At 47.7% G+C, this 20,583-nt stretch carries 15 protein-coding genes and 1 pseudogene; 10 read left to right on the top strand and 6 right to left on the bottom strand.

The window, feature by feature from the left end:
- Positions 1-11: 11 nt before the first annotated feature.
- Positions 12-1,745, bottom strand: a complete 1,734-nt coding sequence (locus tag LBPC_RS02980; RefSeq protein ID WP_003606766.1) for a lactose-specific PTS transporter subunit EIIC — start codon at positions 1,743-1,745, stop codon at positions 12-14.
- Positions 1,746-1,902: 157 nt separating this feature from the next.
- On the opposite strand from LBPC_RS02980, the gene LBPC_RS02975 reads away from it, so the two are divergent.
- A complete protein-coding gene (locus tag LBPC_RS02975; RefSeq protein ID WP_003574021.1) occupies positions 1,903-2,823 on the top strand; it encodes an IS30 family transposase in 921 nt (306 codons plus the stop codon).
- A 97-nt stretch (positions 2,824-2,920) separates the two neighbouring features.
- On the opposite strand, the gene lacT is transcribed toward LBPC_RS02975, so the two are convergent.
- Positions 2,921-3,799: a transcription antiterminator LacT gene (lacT, locus tag LBPC_RS02970; protein WP_003589800.1), complete on the bottom strand. Its 879-nt coding sequence runs from the start codon at positions 3,797-3,799 to the stop codon at positions 2,921-2,923.
- 343 nt (positions 3,800-4,142) lie between these two features.
- Between lacT and LBPC_RS02965 the strand changes: the two genes are divergently transcribed.
- From LBPC_RS02965 to LBPC_RS02950, 4 genes are all read left to right on the top strand, one after another.
- A complete protein-coding gene (locus LBPC_RS02965) occupies positions 4,143-4,895 on the top strand; it encodes a glycosyltransferase family 2 protein (protein ID WP_003662831.1) in 753 nt (250 codons plus the stop codon).
- Between the two features lie 261 nt (positions 4,896-5,156).
- Entirely contained in the window at positions 5,157-6,674 is a 1,518-nt protein-coding gene (glpK, locus tag LBPC_RS02960) for a glycerol kinase GlpK (RefSeq protein WP_003662830.1), read from the top strand.
- A 55-nt stretch (positions 6,675-6,729) separates the two neighbouring features.
- Positions 6,730-8,592 carry a type 1 glycerol-3-phosphate oxidase gene (glpO, locus tag LBPC_RS02955; protein WP_032781226.1) on the top strand — a complete coding sequence of 621 codons (1,863 nt, stop codon included), beginning with the start codon at positions 6,730-6,732 and terminating at the stop codon, positions 8,590-8,592.
- 14 nt (positions 8,593-8,606) lie between these two features.
- Positions 8,607-9,314, top strand: a complete 708-nt coding sequence (locus tag LBPC_RS02950) for an MIP/aquaporin family protein (protein ID WP_003573922.1) — start codon at positions 8,607-8,609, stop codon at positions 9,312-9,314.
- 505 nt (positions 9,315-9,819) lie between these two features.
- Here LBPC_RS02950 and LBPC_RS02945 read toward each other — a convergent pair.
- From LBPC_RS02945 to LBPC_RS02935, 3 genes and pseudogenes are all read right to left on the bottom strand, one after another.
- Positions 9,820-10,401: a uracil-DNA glycosylase family protein gene (locus LBPC_RS02945; RefSeq protein WP_003662827.1), complete on the bottom strand. Its 582-nt coding sequence runs from the start codon at positions 10,399-10,401 to the stop codon at positions 9,820-9,822.
- Positions 10,398-12,063: pseudogene (locus LBPC_RS02940) on the bottom strand (MutS-related protein). Before LBPC_RS02940 ends, LBPC_RS02945 begins: the two are co-directional and overlap by 4 nt.
- A gap of 470 nt (positions 12,064-12,533) precedes the next feature.
- Positions 12,534-14,183, bottom strand: coding sequence for an ABC-F family ATP-binding cassette domain-containing protein (locus LBPC_RS02935; RefSeq protein ID WP_025375994.1), 1,650 nt, complete (start codon positions 14,181-14,183; stop codon positions 12,534-12,536).
- A gap of 305 nt (positions 14,184-14,488) precedes the next feature.
- On the opposite strand from LBPC_RS02935, the gene LBPC_RS02930 reads away from it, so the two are divergent.
- Complete coding sequence (locus tag LBPC_RS02930) at positions 14,489-15,307, top strand: DNA/RNA non-specific endonuclease (RefSeq protein ID WP_003662822.1); 819 nt, start codon at positions 14,489-14,491, stop codon at positions 15,305-15,307.
- Positions 15,308-15,314: 7 nt separating this feature from the next.
- Here LBPC_RS02930 and LBPC_RS02925 read toward each other — a convergent pair whose 3' ends face one another.
- Positions 15,315-15,986 (bottom strand): MgtC/SapB family protein, encoded by a 672-nt coding sequence (locus LBPC_RS02925; protein WP_003563659.1) that lies wholly within the window; start codon positions 15,984-15,986, stop codon positions 15,315-15,317.
- Positions 15,987-16,115: 129 nt separating this feature from the next.
- On the opposite strand from LBPC_RS02925, the gene LBPC_RS02920 reads away from it, so the two are divergent.
- From LBPC_RS02920 to LBPC_RS02905, 4 genes are all read left to right on the top strand, one after another.
- Entirely contained in the window at positions 16,116-17,057 is a 942-nt protein-coding gene (locus LBPC_RS02920; RefSeq protein WP_041091411.1) for a Dyp-type peroxidase, read from the top strand.
- Between the two features lie 402 nt (positions 17,058-17,459).
- The gene (locus tag LBPC_RS02915) at positions 17,460-18,776 is read left to right on the top strand and encodes an ammonium transporter (protein WP_016383474.1); all 1,317 of its coding nucleotides are present in this window, start codon (positions 17,460-17,462) and stop codon (positions 18,774-18,776) included.
- 237 nt (positions 18,777-19,013) lie between these two features.
- Complete coding sequence (locus LBPC_RS02910) at positions 19,014-19,922, top strand: quinone oxidoreductase family protein (protein ID WP_003662819.1); 909 nt, start codon at positions 19,014-19,016, stop codon at positions 19,920-19,922.
- Positions 19,923-20,146: 224 nt separating this feature from the next.
- On the top strand, positions 20,147-20,473 hold the full coding sequence (locus LBPC_RS02905) for a heavy metal-binding domain-containing protein (RefSeq protein WP_003563651.1): 327 nt from the start codon (positions 20,147-20,149) through the stop codon (positions 20,471-20,473).
- Positions 20,474-20,583: the final 110 nt, after the last annotated feature.

Genomic DNA, 20,583 nt, shown 5'->3' with positions numbered 1-20,583 from the left:
TGTTAAGTGTCTCAAAGATTGGATTCAACAAAATCAAGTGCCTTGTCACCATTGTTGGTTAATTCAATGTATTGCCGACCAGTTGTTGTGACCAGCTTGACGCCATACTTATCGGTGATCTTTTTTAAATTACCTTTCATGCTTTCCATTTGCGGCGCAAGGATGACCATGTTCATATCTTTGATCAAATCCATATCCTGTCCATAAGCGCGGGCGGCGGCCGAGAGCTTTAAACCGCGTTCCTTAGACAGTTTGTTTAGCGCGTTGGCAAGAATACCGCTTGTTCCACCACCAGCACACAACACTAAAACATTAACTTCATTTTGTTTGAAATAGGCTTCGCCGTGGGCAGATGGGGCTGTTTCAGGCAACACATGGGTCGCATCGTCGTCTGTGGCAGTCGCAACAGTCAAACCAGTCGGGATAGAAGGTGACACTGTGTCACTCGCCTGAACAGCCATGCCGTCGTCTTCAATGACCTCTTCCTTAGCTTTTTCTTCAGCTAAGAGTGTGCTGTCATAAACGCGAATGAATGGGAAGTATATCGCAACGTCCAGAACCAACGTCAGTAGAACAAAGGCGAAAGCCAACGGGGCAAACCCAGTCGAAATCAAAATCCCAATCGGTCCCGGAACTGTCCATGGCATGGTGTACATCATACTGTTCATGCCAAGTACACTCACAAAGAATTTGAATAAGCAAACGTTCACGATCGGGGTTGCTAAGAACGGAATGAAGAAAATGGGATTCATGATAATCGGCATTCCAAACAAAACAGGTTCATTGACCCCGAAAGTGCATGGCACAAAGGAAACCTTACCAACGGCTTTTAATTGCGCTGATCGGGCCGCAAACAGCATGATGAAAGGTACCACCAATGTTGCTCCGGTTCCACCAAAATTCATGACGTAGTCCATCGTGTTCATGGCCAAAACGTGCGAGACATGTTGCCCTGCCTGATATTGCTGCAAGTTAGCTGCTGTATTCGCAATCATAATCGGGACAACAGCCGGCTGAACAATTGATGGGCCTTGGACACCACAGAACCAGAAGAAAGCCATCGCGCCAGCAATCAGGGCTAAGCCTAGATAAGAATCGCTGGCTTGGAAAAGCGGCGAAAGTACTTGAATGATCCAGCGTGGCAATACAGTACCCGTTGCCGCTTTGAAGCCAACACCGAAAAGCCAGAAGGCTGTCACAGAAAGGCCCATCGGGATAAGGTCTTTAAATGACTGGGCGATATTACCTGGTACCTGCTCTGGTAATTTAATCGTGACATTGTTCTTAATACAGACGTAGTAAATATTTGGCACGATCAACCCAACGATATAAGCGCAGATCAATCCCTGAGTCCCCATGTAAGTCAGGTCAACACCGGTTTTAAGCGGCAAGATCGACAAAATGACAAAAGAAATTTCAGACGCCACAATGACGGCCACTGGATTAATTTGATTTGTTTTCGGTAATTCAAGGTTCTTGCTGTCAGTCAAGTTTTTAGCAGTCGTTCCCGCCACAAACAGTGCCAGCAAGCCCATGGAATAGTTATAAGCAACCATCAACGTATTCGTTACGTTGTCTGGCCAGTAAAACCCCCAAGCGTTCGGAACATAAGCAACCATCATAAAGATACTTGAGAAGATGATGATCGGCATACATGCGATAAAGCCATCACGAATCGCGGAAATATATTTGTTAGCAGCGATGGCTTCAAAAACCGGTTTTAATTTATCAAAAACCTTATTCATGAGTCTTTTCCTCCTGAGCGCTTGGAAGCCAAAGCATAAGCGTGCTTCCTAGATTGCATAATTAAAGTTACCACCCAGAAAATGTGAAAAAAGACCTGTCCGTTCTTGCTAAAATGGTGTTTGCATAACATACCATCTAGAGAGAAGGACAGGTCCCATGGCCATTATAACCTTAATTGAACGATCTCAGATAGAACTGATGCAACACCACACGATTCAATACATCGCCGCGACCTTAGGCCGCTCTCGTATTTCTATTAGGCATGAGCTTCACCGTTGCCCTGAAGGTGATTACTGCGCCATTATAGCTCAGGATCATGCCGATACTTGTCGGCATCGTTGTGGTCGGCACTCGATTTTAACGCCTAAGTTGAAGCGGATGGTAACTGAGAAGCTAAACCTAGGTTGGTCCCCTGAAATGGTCGGTTATGCCGTTCACTGTGCGCCACACACGATTTACCACTGGATTTATCAAAGACAAGTCGATTTTCAGCCAAGCCAACTCTTTGATCACGGTAAACGTCATAAAAGAAGACAAGACCTTCGGTCGCGCTATAACCAAGCAGTAGGCACCTCAATTGAGATTCGCAGTGAGTCAGCTAATCGGCGAACCGAAAAAGGACATTTAGAGATGGATACAGTTCGCGGTGGTCGCGGGTCAAAGGCTGCTGTTTTGACCATTGTCGATCGGGTGACACGTTTAATGGCGACAACTAAGCTTGAAAACTTATCACAAAATGCTGTTCTCAAGGGATTTGCAAGACTGATGGTGGACTTTCCGGGTCCGGTTCGATCAGTGACGGTTGATCACGGTAAAGAGTTTTCCTGCGATCAGGCGCTTACAAAGCGCTATCGGATACCGGTTTACTTTTGCCACGCCTATCACCCGAATGAACGGGGCACAAATGAACGGTTCAATCGAGAACTTCGCTACTATTTCCCGAAGGGAACACAGTTTGATCAGGTTTCAGAGACCGATATTCAACAAGCCACAGCGCTTATCAATAACAAACCTAGAAAATGTCTCCGTTGGCAAACCCCAGTTCAAGCAGTGAGCAAGCCTCTTTCTAGGTGGTAACTTTATTATTGCAATCTAGGGCTTGAAGCATACTGGCCCAATCTTTGGTAGATTGCTTCAAAGCCCTTATGTGTAGGCTTCTACGACTGCGAGCGCGTTATAATGAATCGTTTTGTGAATGATTCTGGGCTGGTGCTTCGTTTATCAATCGCTGAATGTGGATGATGAAGTAAAGTCGTTCGTCCTCACTCATACTGCGATAGAGTTGATCCTTAATTTCATCGAAAATTTCTGAGGCAATCTTGTAAGACTGCGGATAGTTTTGCTTAAGTTCAGTGGCAACCTCAGGGACAATGGTAACGGCATATGTATCAACACGCTGCAGTCGGTCGATGAGATACTGGAGATGAATCATAAATCGGTCATAGTAGTTGCCATTTGAATGAGAGCGAGTAATGTGATGACGCTTCAACACTTCTTGTACAAGTTGACTAAGTGAGGCTTCATTGCTTTTACCAAAAACCTGCTCGCCATCGTCTTCGCCGGAAGCGTTGATAAAGTGCAACGCCAGATTTTTTATTTCCGACTGTGGAAACTGAACGCCAAGGTTCGTGGCAATGATTTGCAGTGCCTGTTTAGCCACCGCATATTCGGCCGGATATTGAATATGAAAATCTGGTACCATTGTTTCTTGATAAGTCCCTGCCTGATAGCGTTTATATGCCTCGTAAATATGATCACTCAAGGTAATGTAGATATAATCAAGCACTTTCAGTCGATATTGTTTCTGGGCAACATCAATAATTTCATAGGTAGTCGTCACCACGTCAATCGGAATATTTTTTAAGAGAAAGTACAAATTTTGTCGGGAAGTCTCGTTCGCTAGATAAAAGATCTTCTCTATCTGCTTTGTCGGAATAACATCTCCTCGCCTCTTCTGAAAAGCGATGCCACGTCCCCTTACAACGGCTTGGCCGCGGTTGTCTAGATCAACCAAGGCCACGTTGTTGTTAAAAATCTGAGCTATTTTTGGCAAGTTGTCATCACCTCCCAGTGCAAAGAAAAAACCACAAATCACGCGCTGCGATCAGCACTGCGATTTGTGGTCTCGCCTAATTAAATAGTCACAATCCACATTGAATATTCCTATCAACAAACAAAGTGTACCATATCTGAACAGAATGTAAACGTTTTATTTTATTTTTGTAGCATCTTTAGTTTTGCTGTTCTTTTTTCTTTTTCAACAGTGTCCATCCAGCAAGCCATCGTCAGTTTTTTAGGACAATTATCTGTGTTGCCTTTTGTTCTTTAATGATCAGTGCTAGTCATGTCTCTACAAACGAATCACTTTATTTGACGCCTCCGTTAATTTGACGATAATGATCAAAACGAGCTTCAAGGAGGCAATTACGTCGAACTTAGATTTAACCATCGTTGTGCCAACTTACAATTTAGGTCATTATCTGCCTGAGACATTAAAAAGTATCCAGCAACAAACAATTGATTTTGAAATTTGGCTCATCGACGATGCCTCTACTGATGGTACCGCTCAGACAGTGGCTGATTTTGTTAAAGGTATCCCTAATTTTCACGCGACCGGTTTTAATGACCATCGTGGCATCGGTGCTGCGCGAAACTTTGGCATTGATCATGCCACTGGTCAAGCTGTGGCGTTTGTCGACGGTGACGATTTAATCGCGCCGACCTTTGCCGAAACGTTATCACACGGGTTCACATCGGGTGTTGTGGCCACTGCGGTTGGTTATGATTGGTGGCATCGCAGCCGCGGCGGGCCCAATCGCTTTCAATTGTTGTCACAGCGTGAAATGTTTGATCAAGTCTCACGCCACGGCTCCGAAGTGGGCGGTTATATTTGGAACAAGGCTTTCTCTCGTGATGCTTTAACTGCCGGTAATATTCGCTATGATGAACAATTACGCATTGCTGAGGACTATTACTTCACGGCGGATTTTGTCGCGCATACGCCTGGCAAATATGCTTATAATCCAACCATTTTGTACACGAAGGTTAATCGCCCGAATAGCACGATGCACAATTTTTCTTGGGCTGATCGCCGTCAGGAAGACCAGATTTTTGAGCGGATCCATCGCATGCGCCAGCTCATCCAATAGCAGGTCAGATGATCCTAAGCAAAATACGCGCGGCTGATGAAAACGTTCATCGGCCACGCGTTTTTTTATTCAAGATATCTCATTTGCAGCACAACCTCCATTTCCATCTCATTTACAGAATTTTGATCGGTTTTTTAACTTTTTAAAATAACTAATGATACACATAAGTTTAAAGTTGGCAGAATGGCACGAGGTACGGTATAACTGTTTCTGGAAACGTTTTCATTGTGTACAATATTATTTCACAGGGGGTAGTTATTTGTGACAAGTGATCAGAAGTACATTCTGGCGATTGATGAGGGTACCACGAGTACACGGACCATCATCATCGATCACAATGGTCAAAAAGTTGTTGATGCACAGCGGGAATTTCCGCAGTATTTTCCGCATCCGGGATGGGTCGAGCATAATGCCAATGAAATTTGGAATGCCGCTTTGTCGACCATCGCGACGGCGTTTATTGAATCACAGATTCAGCCACGCCAAATTGTCGGAATCGGGATTACCAATCAACGGGAAACCACGGTTGTATGGGACAAACAGACCGGGTTGCCAATCTACAACGCCATCGTCTGGCAGTCGCGGCAAACTAGCGAGATCGCTGACAAACTTAAGGCAGATGGCCACAGCGATATGATTCATGATTCAACCGGTTTGCTAATTGATTCGTATTTCTCAGCGACTAAGATTCGCTGGATTTTGGATCATGTGCCTGGCGCGCAAGAACGGGCGGAAAAAGGCGAACTGCTTTTCGGCACCATCGATACTTGGCTTTCTTGGAAGCTGTCCGGCGGCGCCATTCATGTCACCGACTATACCAACGCCTCACGAACCATGTTGTTCAACATCCATAAACTAGCCTGGGATGACGAGATTCTCCAATTGTTGAATATTCCTAAGCAAATGCTACCGGAAGTTCGCAGCAATTCAGAAATTTACGGCAATGCAGCAGCCTACCATTTCTTCGGCAGTACCGTGCCGATTGCCGGCATGGTTGGTGACCAACAAGCAGCACTTTTTGGTCAGCTGGCGCTTGAGCCGGGTATGGTGAAAAACACCTATGGCACAGGTGCATTCATTGTGATGAATACCGGCGAAAAACCGACCTTGTCCAACAACAACCTGCTCACCACCATCGGCTATGGACTTGATGGCAAGGTGACCTATGCACTTGAAGGTTCCGTTTTCGTTGCCGGCAGTGCGATTCAATGGTTGCGGGACGCCATGAAGTTGGTCGAGCGTTCAAGCGACTCCGAAGCCGCCGCACGAGCTTCTAAGAGTCAAAATGAAGTTTATGTTGTCCCAGCCTTCACAGGCTTAGGTGCGCCTTATTGGGATTCTGATGCTCGCGGTGCTATTTTTGGCATCACTCGTGGCACGACTCGCGAAGATTTCATCAAAGCAACCTTGCAATCTCTTGCTTATCAGTCACGTGATGTCGTGGATACCATGAATAAAGACACTGGTATCCCGATCCAAGCTTTGCGCGTTGACGGCGGCGCAGCTAACAACGATTACCTGATGCAATTCCAAGCAGATATTTTAGGCATTCCGATTGAACGAGCAGCCAATTTGGAAACGACGGCGATGGGCGCTGCCTTCCTCGCTGGTTTGGCGACTGGCTTCTGGAACAATACCGATGAACTGCAAAGTATCGTGAAGCTTGGCAAACGTTTTGAACCAACAATGGGCGCGCTTGATCGCGACCACCTTTATGAAGGCTGGCAGCAAGCTGTTGCTGCAACCCAAATGTATAAGCACAAGGCGAAGAAAGCCTGATCTGTCAACCAAAAAATGATCGAGACTGACTCGATCCGTAATGAAGGAGAACAAAATGGTATTTTCCAACGAAACGCGCAAACAAACGATTCATCAGTTAAAGCATACCGAGCTCGACTTGCTCATCGTCGGTGGCGGCATTACCGGCGCTGGGGTGGCGATTCAAGCAGCTGCCAGCGGGATCAAAACCGGTTTGATTGAGATGCAGGACTTTGCGGAAGGCACCAGTTCGCGTTCGACCAAATTGGTACACGGCGGTATTCGCTATCTTAAATCTTTTGATGTTGGCGTTGTCGCTGACACTGTTAAGGAACGCGCCGTCGTGCAAGGGATCGCGCCGCATATCCCGCGGCCATTCCCAATGCTGTTGCCAATTTATCAAGAATCCGGCAGTACGTTTGACATGTTCAGCGTCAAAATTGCCATGGATCTCTATGATCGATTGGCTGGTGTTGAAGGTTCTCAGTACGCCAATTATACCGTGACAAAAGATGAAGTCCTTCAACGTGAACCACAATTGTCCGCTGATAACCTGCAAGGCGGTGGCGTTTATCTCGATTTCGTCAACAACGATGCGCGCCTTGTGATCGAAAACATCAAAGAAGCTGACGAACTTGGCTGCTTGATGGCCAGTCATGTTAAAGCGGTCGGCATGCTGCACAATGACGCTGGTCAAGTGGTTGGGCTGCATGTTAAAGACTTGTTGGACGACACTGAATTCGATATCCATGCCAAACTGGTCATCAACACAACCGGTCCATGGGCTCCATGGGCTGATAAGTTCAATGCACTTGACGATCACGAAAAACACGCGCCAACTTTGCGGCCAACCAAAGGTGTTCATCTAGTCGTTGACGGTTCTCGCTTGCCAGTTCCGCAACCAACTTACATGGATACTGGCTTAAACGATGGTCGGATGTTCTTCGTGGTTCCGCGAGAAGGCAAAACGTATTTTGGTACCACTGATACAGATTATACCGGCGATTATGAACATCCCCGCGTTGAGCAAGAAGATGTCGATTATCTGCTGAAAGTCGTCAATAAACGCTTCCCCGAAAGCCATATGACGATCGACGATATTGAAGCTAGTTGGGCTGGGTTGCGACCACTGATCAACGACAACGGCAGTTCCGATTATAACGGCGGCGGTGCTAACAGCGGCAAGGTTTCAGACGATTCATTTGCGGCCTTGATCGAGGTTGTGAACGCTTATGAAGACGATCAGGCGACCCGCGCCGATGTTGAACGTGCTATTTCCAAACTGGAAACAGCACACGCCGAAGCCGGATTAAGCCCATCCCAAGTTTCTCGCGGCAGTTCGCTTGACCAGGCGACAGACGGGCTCATCACCCTTTCCGGCGGTAAAATTACGGACTATCGGAAAATGGCCGCTGGTGCCCTCGCACTGATTCGCCGTATTCTGGTCGACCGTTTCAACGTTGACGCGCCAGCAGTCGATTCCAAAAAGCTGCAAGTTTCCGGCGGACATTTTGATCCGACCAATGTTGAAGAAACCATGGCCTTCTACATTCGGATTGGCGTTGATGCTGGTTTATCGGAAAAAGAAGCCCAAGATCTGGCTAACCGCTTCGGTTCCAATACCAGCCGAGTGCTCACTTACGCTGTCGATGGCCCTGCGCCAGGATTAAGTCTGAAGGAAACCATGAGTCTGCGTTATTCACTCAATGAAGAAATGACGCTCACACCGGTTGATTATCTCTTGCGCCGAACCAATGCCCTACTTTTCCACGCTGAAACACTGGCTGAGTTGAAACAGCCGGTTGTTGACGAAATGGCGCAAACACTGGGATGGGACGACTCGGTGAAAGCCCAACAACTGGCCGCCTTGAATGCTGCCATTGCCGACAGTCAACTGGCCTATCTAAAAACGGCACCAGCACCGGTTCATCCTGAATAGAAAGAGGAATCAACATGTGGACACAAACATTAGGTGAATTTATCGGCACCTTCATCCTGATTCTCCTTGGTGACGGCGTGGTGGCTGGCGTGTCACTCAACCAATCAAAAGCAAAGGATGCTGGCTGGGTTGCCATCACCCTTGGTTGGGGACTGGCTGTCACCATGGGCGTTTATACCGCCGCTTTCCTTGGCCCGGCCCATCTCAATCCGGCGGTGACCATTGCTTTTGCCGCCATCGGTCAATTTTCTTGGTCATGGGTGCTGCCGTTTGTCGCTGCCCAAATGCTTGGTGCTTTCTTAGGAGCCGCCGTTGTCTGGCTGCATTACTATCCACATTGGACGAAGACCAATGACCAAGCAACCATCTTAGGCGTTTTTGCGACTGGCCCAGCCATTCGCAACTATACCGCTAACTTCTTGTCTGAATTCATCGGCACTGCTGTCTTGATTTTTGGCCTATTAGCTTTTGCGCAAGGCAAATGGACAGCAGGTTTAGCTCCGATGGGCGTTGGTATCTTGATCACTGCAATCGGATTGTCACTTGGGGGGACAACCGGTTACGCAATTAACCCGGCGCGGGATCTCGGCCCACGCTTGGCGCACGCCATCCTGCCGATTGCACATAAAGGCGGCTCTGATTGGGGTTACTCGTGGGTACCTGTTCTCGGTCCTTTAGCTGGCGGCGTTGTTGGCGCACTCATTTTCGTGACATTACCATAAGTTCAATCACTCATTAAATTATTCAAGCAAACGGCTACTTAAAAAGCTGAGATCGCGGCGGAGCGTTTCCGCGATCTCAGCCTTTTTGTGACTACACAGTAGCACCTGAAAATCAAAACGTAAGTGATCTTATGATTTGTCAAATCCTAAATAATCCAGAAAAGAGCTGGGCTAACAAATCCCCGCCGTGCCAAACTCCGCAATCTCCGGCCAGCTGGGGCTGGAACGCTGTGACGGCGCTTCGAGCCCAAAAACGGGTCTCGAAGTCGCCTAACAACATCAGCGACAAAACCCGGTCGCTGTGTTGTTTGCACGGCTGAGCCCCATCTGGCCTCCGATTGCTCCGCCTTCATCCTTATATCCGGATAAGTTATGCACGAGATCTAGGACGACAAAAACCTTTTGCGATAATCTGTTCGCATTTATTTGAGGGCTGTGAATGATGGCCTGACTTTTTCAAGGTCGGTATGTGTAGACTCCTGCGAGCGCGTCACATTAATTCATTCTACTTCATCAAGTCTGCAACCTGCGCCTGTAATGCCGGCACCACATCGGTCATAAACCATGGATTACGGTTAACCCACCCATAGTTTAGAGGCGAAGGATGGACGATCGGAAAATAGTCAGGCAAATACGCCCGGAAATTTTTGACAGTGGCAGTCAGCGTTTTTTCGCGATGCTTTCCTAAATAATATTTTTGGGCGTAGGCGCCAATCACAATTGTAAGTTGAATCTTTGGCATTAAGGCTAACAAAGAAGGATGCCACTTGGCCGCGAAATCTTTACGCGGTGGCAAGTCACCTGACTTACCTTTGCCGGGATAATAAAAATCTAAGGGCAAAACTGCAATTTTACCGCTGTGATAAAACTGATCCTTGGTGACGCCCATCCAAGTTCGCAAGCGGTCACCACTCGGATCATTCCAGTATGTTTTTGTCGTTTGTGCTTTTCGTCCTGGTGCCTGACTGGCGATGAGGATCGTTGCTTCAGGTTCAATATGATATAGCGGATCCCATCCTTGGGCGGTAAAGTCAGCGTTATCGGGATTCTGACGAATAGCCTCAAATATTTTATCTGCATCTGTCACGCTTGAATCCCTCCTTTAACAAACTTAGGCCATGCTTTGCTACGTTCAAAATCCGCAGCCAACTGCCGCGCATCGTGAATTAAGGACGTTGGATAGTCCATGGTTGCCAACAGTGCTATGGCATTATGCGAAGTGGCCGGGCCTTGATAGAGCAAATAGTCAAAGACAACGCCATACTCCTTCGTCACTTTCTCTTGAAAATGCCAGTTGACGCATTGATCGCCCATAATGTCCGTCAATTCGTTATCGTGTGTCGCAACCACGACCAGACTCGGATATTGCTTTAGCCAATTAATGACACTCGCTGAAGCGGCAATTCGTTCGACGGTGTTCGTCCCTTTTAAAATTTCGTCGATAAAACCATAGACGCGCTTCTTTTTAGCAACGGCATTGAGCAGCCGCCGAATTGCTTTAATTTCTGCAACAAAATAGCTATCGCCTTCACTCAGATCATCACGCACCGCCATAGCCGTGATGACCTCTCCCGGCTCCATCGTGAAACTTGTCGCTGTCACGGTATTGATCGTTTGTGCCAAAATGGCATTGATCGCAATACTTTTGACGTAGGTCGACTTACCGGAAGCATTGGCGCCGGTGATCAACGCATTTTTCTGCCAGTCAACTGGGTTGGCAACGGGATGTTTCAACAAGGGATGGGCTAAGTCAGTAGCGGTCATGCCGCCTTTAGCAAAAACTGGCTGCGTTGTAGTCGCTTCCGCCGCGCGAAAATTAGCAATGGCAATGGCCAACTCTAAATCGCCCAGCCGTTGCCACAGGGCTAGCGCCTCAGCATGGTGGCTGCTTAAGCGATCGAGCACTGTGTTGTAGGCAATAAAGCTCAGCATGAACATAATGCTAAGATACTCAGTTAAAATGTCGCCCATGCTGCCGGTCTTGGTCCGGAAGACAAACGCAAATCGCGTGATGCCGCGCATTGGTTTAACTGCTTGTCGCAATGCTGCTTGAGTCGGTTGGCTAATTTTGGCGAGACGTTCTGCTGTGATAATCGTCCGGACAAGGCGTAATTTCGGCATCAAGGCCTTCACGTTTCAAAATGTAGTAGAACACGTTGACCAGCAAACTGACCACCATCAAGGTCACCCCAATTGCCGGCCACAATAGCGTCAACAAGACACCGATAAATGGAAAACCGCCCATTACTTTGAATCGCCATGCATTCGGCAAGGCTTTTTTGGTGGTTGTCCGTAGATAAAGTTGGCTATTGTTCGCCGGCTCGATGCCCAGTCCGGCAAACGCCATTTGCACTTTCAATCGGCTGTCAGGATGATCTTGAAAAAAGGCAATCAACGCCTCGTCAACAGCTGGTTTACCTAAATCATAAGCCCGCAATTGTGCATAGACCCGTTCAGCGCCAACACTACTTTGGGTGACGTTCAGCTGTTCAAACACGTCTAACATATCAAGATCCTGCCAAGTCAGGTCGTCAACTTGGCAATCGTGATTAACTTGGGCTTCATGATCAAGATAGGCGGCTTTTAAATAGCGCTCACCTTTTGGCCGTTTTTCAGGGAAAGTGCCCCAGTCAGCTAGCAATTGGCGCTTGAGTTTTTGCTGTCGCTGCCAGGTTAACAAACCATTGAGGACAATCATCGCAACAATAAAGCCGGTGACGCTGAGAAGAATCGTAATGGGTTGTGACATATTGATCACTGCTTTCTTAGCTGATGTGACCAGATTGGTGAGACTTTCAATAACAACTTGCGCGGGTCACACACACTTATCTTGTCGGTTACTTATGCTGATATTATCTATCAGATGGGTTTGAAAAACAAAATTGAAGTAGAGATGAGCAAGAATTCTAAAATTCAAACAATTATGATGTGCTAGATTCCAAACAATGCAGAAAAGCTCTATGCAAGAGTCCCCTACCGTGCAAACACCGGAATCTCCGGCCAGCTGGGCTGGCGATGCGCAGCTAGAGCGGAGACGGCGCTTCGACCCCATCTGGCCTACGATTGCTCTGCCTTGGCACTGGGATTTTTATAAATTCCAATAAGTTATCCATGAGCAAACAAACAGGCGAACAATTTCCCTGACTGCGGAAAATTGTTCGCCTGTACAGTAACTGCGTATGATGTCACAAGCTGTAACGCTCAAGGTGATATCGGCAATTACGCCTTTGACTTCTTTTTATCAGCCGGATAAATATCGGCTACCTGGGCCTGAGCGGTTTCGTGTTGCGTGAATTCATCATAGCTTGTGTCCGCACGGTCAACAACACCGAGTGGCCCAACCTCGATAATATGATCAGCAATGGTTTGAATGAACTGATGGTCATGACTGGTGAAGATTAATGAGCCTTTGAAGTCGATCAAGGCATCGTTCAAACTGGTGATGCTTTCCAGATCAAGATGGTTGGTTGGATCATCCATGATGAGGACGTTTGCCTTGCTTAGCATCATTTTAGCCAAGTACGAACGGACCTTTTCGCCACCAGACAAGACATTCAGTTGCTTGAGCACTTCATCCCCAGAAAAGAGCATCCGACCGAGGAAGCCACGCAAGAACGTGTTATCTTGTTCGTCTTGTGGCGCAAACTGCCGCAACCAATCGAGAATGTTCAGATCATCATGATCAAATTCAGGATTCAAGTCTTTTGGCATAGCGGCACGGCTGGTGGTGACACCCCATGTGATGGTGCCGGTGTCAGGTTTAAGCTCACCTGCCAGCAGCTGCATCAGCACAGTGGCAGTCACGTCATTGCGGCTGATGATCCCTGTTTTGTCACCTGGCCGCAAAATGAAGCTGACATTTTTCAGTACTTCATGACCATCAATTGTCTTGGAAACATGCTCGACCCGTAACAAATCGTTACCGATTTCGCGTTCTGGTTCGAACTTGATGTACGGATATTTCCGTGTGCTAGGCCGAATATCATCTAACGTAATTTTTTCAAGCTGCTTTTTACGTGAAGTGGCTTGCTTTGACTTTGAAGCGTTGGCGGAAAAACGCGCCACGAATTCCTGAAGCTGCTTGATCTGCTCTTCTTTTTTAGCATTCGCCTGACTTTGCAGTTGCAAGGCCAGTTCAGAACTCTGCTTCCAGAAATCGTAGTTGCCGACATAAAGTTCGATCTTACCGAAGTCAACATCACACATCATGGTGCAGACCGCATTCAGGAAATGCCGGTCATGAGAGACAACCAAAACGGTGTGTTCATAGTCAGCTAAAAAGTTCTCAAGCCAGTTAATCGCTTGCGGATCAAGCCCGTTGGTTGGTTCGTCGAGCAGCAGAACGTCGGGTTTGCCAAACAACGCTTGAGCGAGCAACACCTTGACCTTCTCCCCTTCAGGCAGATCAGCCATGAGTTTCTGGTGCTCACTTTCCGCAATGCCCAGTGACCGCAACAGCTGAGACGCGTCGCTTTCAGCGTTCCAGCCGTCCATTTCGGCAAACTCGCCTTCCAGCTCGGCTGCCTTATTCCCGTCAGCTTCAGAGAAGTCTGGCTTAGCATACAAAGCATCTTTTTCCGTCATCACCTGATAAAGTCGTTCCCAACCTTGCAAAACAGTGTTCATCACCGTTTGATTGTCGAACGCAAAGTGATCCTGACGCAGACTGCTCATCCGCTCATTCGGCGACAAACTAACCGTCCCGGTCGTTGGGGTCAGTTCACCTTGGATGATTTTAAGAAAAGTCGATTTTCCCGCGCCGTTTGCGCCAATAATGCCATAGCAATTACCGGGCGTGAATTTCAAATTAACGTCTTCGTATAGCTTACGGTCGGAGAACGTCATCGATACATTGTTTACTGTGAGCAATTTTATACCTCGCTTAAAAGATTTCTACATATATTAGCAGATATTTGGGGGTTTCACAAATGCATTATTCGGCTTTTGGAATTCTTAACATGGTCAGTCACTTGGCGAAGGACATTATGGGCCAACGATAATTGATAAAAATAAGGAATCGGTTCAGCATCGGCGTATTTTGTTATTAAGCGAACTGAAAGACGCCAGCTCACATGGTGGAAGAATATGCTATCCTCAGACTATTCAGAACAATTTACCCGCGTTATCCGATCCCAGTTTCCGGTTGATATGGAACTAATCTATTTGGAGGCAACATGAATAACCTCATCACATTCAGTCTCATTCTCGCTGGCATGCTGCTGCTTTTGCTGCGAAAAGGCACAAAGCGGCAACGGCGGGCGAATCGGCGGTTGGCGACGACATTGCTGTTGTTTGGCTTAGCCAGCGGCGGTTATACCTACACGCAGCAACACACTTCACTGCTGGGGACACCGCCGCAATCAAGTTCAGTTAGCAACAGTGTGCCGGCAACGGATGGCACCTCGCGCCAGCCGGTCACGCAACTGGCGCAGCTCAATTACAACAACACTGCCGAGATTACCGTCAACAATAACGAGCCTGGTTTTACGAAAGCAGAACTTGCCACTGATGAAGGCCCGTGGACAACATTTAGCAATCTCGATAGTCTCAACCGTGCTGGTACTGCCAATGCTTTACTGAATCAAGCTATCATGCCAACTGCCAAGCGCGAGCCGCTGACTTGGAATCCAACTGGGTGGCACAACAAGAAAGTGCATGGCGAATGGCTGTACAACCGCAGCCATTTAATTGGTTTTCAGCTTTCCGGTGAAAATAATAATCCGAAAAATTTGATGACTGGGACGCGGCAGTTAAATTCGCCGTTGATGCAGGCCCATGAAGATGATATGGCACATTATTTGAAACAGTCACGCCAGCATTTTATTCGTTATGAAGTGACCCCGATCTTTCGCGGTGATGAACTGTTACCACGCGGTGTGGCGATGCGTGCGCAAAGTATCGGCGACAACACGATTCATTTTAATGTCTACATCTTCAACGTTCAGCCTGGTGTGACCCTCAACTATGCAGACGGTACTAGCCAACTTAATTAGCGATTGCCTAGAATTCAATCGAAATAATATTCGGATTGTCGGCATAAAACGTCAGCAGGCGCCGCATGTCTTCATTGGCTTTACTCTCCACATGCAGGTTCATTTTAACTTCGTCGCCTTCATGTTTAATGGACACATTCAGGACCTTGATATGGTACTTGCCTAATGTTTCGCGTAAATGTACCATGTCAAAGCCTTCGCTGCGGACCCGAATTGTCAAAATGCCGTTATCACCGCTGGGCAGCCAGCGATAGTGATGATGGAGCAGGACTTGAATGCAGAGCACTAGGACAGTTGCGGCCAAGCCGATGAGGTACAGCTTCGCCCCAATTGCCATCCCCACAGCCGCTGTCGTCCAAACCCCGGCAGCTGTCGTTAAACCATTCACGTTATTGTGGCGAACCAAAATGGCGCCAGCGCCTAAAAAGCTGACGCCACTAACAATCTGAGCCGCGACACGTGAAGGATCCAATGCCATATTTTTCAAATCTAAAATATCAAAAAAGCCGTATTTTGAAACAATCATAATCAAGGCCGCACCCAACGCCACAATCATATGTGTGCGGATACCGGCATTTTTGAAGCGATTCTTGCGTTCATAGCCAATGGCAAAGCCGCAAAGTGCAGCCACCACCAGTCGAATGACAAGTTCGGCTTGATCTGCTACTGAAATTATCAAACAATCACAACCTTTGTTCTTACTTTACCACCGAATGCCTAGGTTAAAAACATCGCGAAATCGTTGCAATCAGCCACCGCTATGGTAGACTATAGTAGGTTAGAATGATTCTAATTTGGAGGCGTAACGATGACCATAAATTTACGTGATGTACAGGATGTCTATAAGGATGCCGGGTCTGACATTATTTTTGCTACGCTTGACCTTAAGCGCGAAGATGCCGCAGCCGACAAAGCCATGATTGCCGACTTAGCAGAGCACTTACCAGCATTCATCAATAGCATGAACATTCGCTACCCAGATGCAAAATTGGCGGTTGCATTTGGCTTGTCGCGAAAAGCTTGGGATTATCTTTTCCCAGCAGCACCGGTGCCTAAAGAGTTGGAGGAATTCCAACCAGTTGTCGGGCCAAAATATACCGCAGTGGCAACCCCAGCTGATCTGTTCTTCCACATTCGCTCGCAGAATTCAGCCGTTCCGTTCGAACTCATGTCAGAGATCATGACCATCATTGACGATCAGACTGTGACACTCGATGATACCCATGGCTTCCGCTATTTCGAAGGCCGAGCGATCATTGGCTTTGTCGACGGCACGGAAAATCCAAGCGCACTCGACACGCCAGAGTATGCGGTGATCGGCGATGAAGATCCCACATTTGAAAACGGCTCCTATGCTTTTGCGCAAAAATACCAACACAATATGAAAGCATGGAACGATTTGACGACGGAGGACCAGGAAAAAGCCATCGGTCGAAAGAAATTCAACGATATTGAGTTAGCTGACGAAAAGAAGCTGCCAAATGCCCACAATGTGGTTTCTCAGGATAATGACGGCGGCGTTGAACATAAAATTGTGCGCATGAATGTCCCGTTCAGTAATCCGGCCAAAAACGAAAACGGAACCTACTTCATTGGCTATGCCCGTCATTGGACGGTCACCAAGCGTATGTTGCAAGGCATGTTTGACAATTCTGATCGGCTGCTTGATTTTTCGACGCCAGAAACTGGCGAATTGTTCTTCATTCCGTCCAAATCTGTGCTCGGTCAAATCGCAGACGGCGAACTTTAATGAACGTGTTTGTTTAGGAACACAGGGAAAACTGCTACACTGAGCGCTACCAAACACCACCATCTTGGGTTTGGCATGGTCGCAATCAGTAGCCGCTTTTCCCTGTGTTTTTGCATGGCGCCTGCGCCAGTTTCCAAACATTGCCTTCACTTATATTCATTTAAAAACCAATTTTTTCGCATAGACCAATGGCATATTTTTCTGTTTGCCATAAAATCGTCAAGTTTTCATGTCACATAAGCTAACGCGTCTTCAGTTTTTTTACCGCTTCGAAAATCCTTTGATAGCAGTCTTTCTCCTTTCAGCACCAGATTTGCTCTAGGCCAATAGATCGACCGAATCGCTAAGTTATTAAAAATGCCATGCTACAATACCGCCATCAATGGTAATGAGGTGGAAGAGATGAATTTAGCTGATACTGGGTTTGTAATTATTGCGAGTACATTAGTCTGGTTTATGACGCCAGGACTGGCTTTTTTCTATGGTGGACTGGTTTCCAAACGCAACGTGATTAATACGATGCTGTCGGTTTTCTACATCACCGGGATTGCGATCCTACTTTGGGTCGCTGTCGGCTATGAGCTCAGTTTTAATGGCGATCTTTTCGGTGTCATCGGTCAGGTTCATCATTTCTTTTTGAGTGATCTTTCGCTTGGCGCGGTGACCACGGCGAAAATTCCAACCGGTGTGTATGTGCTGTTCCAAATGATGTTTGCCATCATCACGCCGGCCTTGTTTGTTGGCGCTGTCGTTGGTCGGATGCATTTTAGGTTTCTGACTTGTTTTATCGTCTTGTGGTCATTGCTGGTTTATTACCCGCTTGTCCACTTGATCTGGAGTCCGCACGGTTTATTGGCCGGTCTGGGTGTGCTTGATTTTGCAGGCGGCACAGTGATCCACATCAATGCTGGCATTACCGCCTTGACGCTATCCGCCTTTCTAGGCCGCCGCACGGATGAACATATCACACCTTATAATCGGCCTTGGGTGCTTCTAGGCACGGCCATTTTATGGATCGGCTGGTATGGATTCAACGCCGGCTCTGCACTCGGTGTTAATCAAGCGGCGATGACGGCAGCATTAACGACTTCGGTTGGCGCCGCCGCGGCGTTGGTCACATGGATGTGTCTGGACATCTGGCAAACCGGCCATCCAACGCTGATCGGAACTTGTACCGGTGCCTTGTGTGGGCTTGTCGGGATCACCCCGGCCACTGGCTATGTCACGAGTTTTGGGGCAGCATGCATTGGCGTTGCGGCAACGTTGACAAGCTACTGGTTTATCAGCAAAATCAAGCCACGGCTAGGCATTGATGATACTTTAGACGCCTTTGGCTGCCATGGGGTCGCTGGGATTGTCGGCAGTATTTTGACTGGTGTGTTCGCCAGCAAACAGGTCGCCCCCGACATTGCGCACGCTGGCTTGGCTTATGGCGGTGGATGGCAGCTGCTCCTAATCCAGCTTGTCGGCACCGCCATCGTGATCGTCTTAGTTGGTGCTATGGTCAGTCTAATCACTGTAGTTCTCAAACAATTCGTCAGCATTCGGGTCTCCCCTGCTGCTGAAAAAATGGGGCTGGATTACAGCGAACACGATGAACCAGTTGATGAAACTGTCGCTGCCAGTTGGGCCCGCGGTACTTATGTCAGTCAAAATCCTGATGAATTTAAAGGCCAGTTACATGGTTTTGATCCCCAGCCGCGAAGAGAAAATCGGTAATCTACTGATGGCCGGTTCGTTCATTTCCACCATGTGTCACCTTCATAGCGACCTAGCTGCGTAAGAGGTTTCCACCCCTAAGCGGCTAGGTCGTTTTAATTGTTTTTTCTTTCTTATCATGGGTAAAATGCCGATATATAGAGGCTTAACGTGAACCAACGCAGAAGAAACCGGCGTGTAAGCTGCCTCAGGTGCAGGCAACTGCGCTGGTGAGCACGTTAATGAGGAGGGAACAAGATGCTTGGATATGGTTTTAGTCATGCTGGCGGACCGGAAGTGATCGATGCCATCGATTTGGCCACACCAGCGCCGGGACCACGGGAAATTCAAATCAAGTCCCAAGCGATCGGTCTGAATAATCGTGATCGCATTGCTCGTCAAATGGGTGGCAGTGGCTTAACCGTGCCGGGATATGATGTTGCTGGCATTGTCAGTGCTGTCGGCGATCAGGTAACGCAATTTGCACTTGGTGATCGCGTCGTTGCGCGCACCACCAGTGCTTACGCAGAAATTGTGACGGCCGCAGCTGACATGAGTGTGTTACTGCCTGAGTCCATCACGCCTGAAAACGGTGTGGCTCTGATCACCCCCGGCGTGACCGGTTATCGAATGGTCGAACTAGGTCATGTTAACGATGGCGACACCGTCATCGTGAAAGGCGCCTCTGGCGGTGTCGGTTCCGCGGCGATCCAATTAGCCGTTGCCCGCGGTGCTTCGGTGATTGGTATCGCCGCCAGCCGCCATGAAGTTGATGTGAATCAACTCGGGGTTAAACATTTTGTCGCTTATGACCGCGGGAATCCTGTCAAGGAACTTGCCAAAACCGCCGACGTCGTGATTAATGCCGCCATGGACGGGATCGGTGGTGATGATGATGTCGCCATGGCCAAGGACAATGGGCTGATCGTATCTGTCAGTCATCACGAACCGCTCCTCAACCGCGGCATCCGTTTCATTCATACCCGACCGCTTGGCGGCTCCGAAGTCGGCCAAGCACTCAAAGTCTTGATTAATCTTATGTCTCAAGGCAAATTAACCGTCAAAGTCGGCTATGTATTGCCTTTTACCCGCGAAGGCTTTGTGAAAGGCCACCAATTGCTGGATGAGCCGCATGAAGGCCGAATTGTGATTCAAGTAACGCCCTGATCGCGTCTGTTTTCTAGCACGAGCAGCTAACGGGAAAAACTTCTTTAAGAGGCAAACTAGTGCTCAGGTTTTTTCTAAAAATGTTGACCTGATGACACTAGCTAACGGTTTTGTCACGCTAAGCGTTTTAGCTTGTTGTCACCATAAGCCGGTGGTAGTCTGATAAGCAGCAAGATAGCTCGCCACTGATTTGTTACGTCAACTTTTATGAAGGAGATTCTCTCATGGCACAAGAAATCTTAATCACAACCACCGAAAACATTCCCGGCAAAAAATATGAAGTGATCGGCGAAGTTTTCGGCTTAACAACACAGTCAAAGAATGTTATCAGCAACATTGGTGCAGGCTTGAAGAACATTGTCGGCGGTGAAATCAAAGCCTACAGTGATATGCTCCATGAGTCACGGGAAAAAGCGATCGAGCGGTTACGCGACGAAGCCCAAAAAGCTGGTGGCGATGCAGTTGTCATGATGCGGTTTGACTCCGGATCAATTGGCGGTGACATGCAAAGTGTTGTGGCATATGGCACGGCTGTGAAATTTCTCAACTAAAAAGCATCCCTTCTTCAGCCGAATAACTGCCCATCATGTGCGCCAGAAGTCAGTAGGATTTGCTGAGCAAAATTGGCTCTAGAGAAAAGTTCATCTCTAGTTTTGATTTT

Origin of the sequence: Lacticaseibacillus paracasei subsp. paracasei (genome assembly GCF_000829035.1) — a bacterium.
GTDB classification, from domain to species: domain Bacteria; phylum Bacillota; class Bacilli; order Lactobacillales; family Lactobacillaceae; genus Lacticaseibacillus; species Lacticaseibacillus paracasei.
This window is presented reverse-complemented; position numbering and strand designations above follow the sequence as displayed.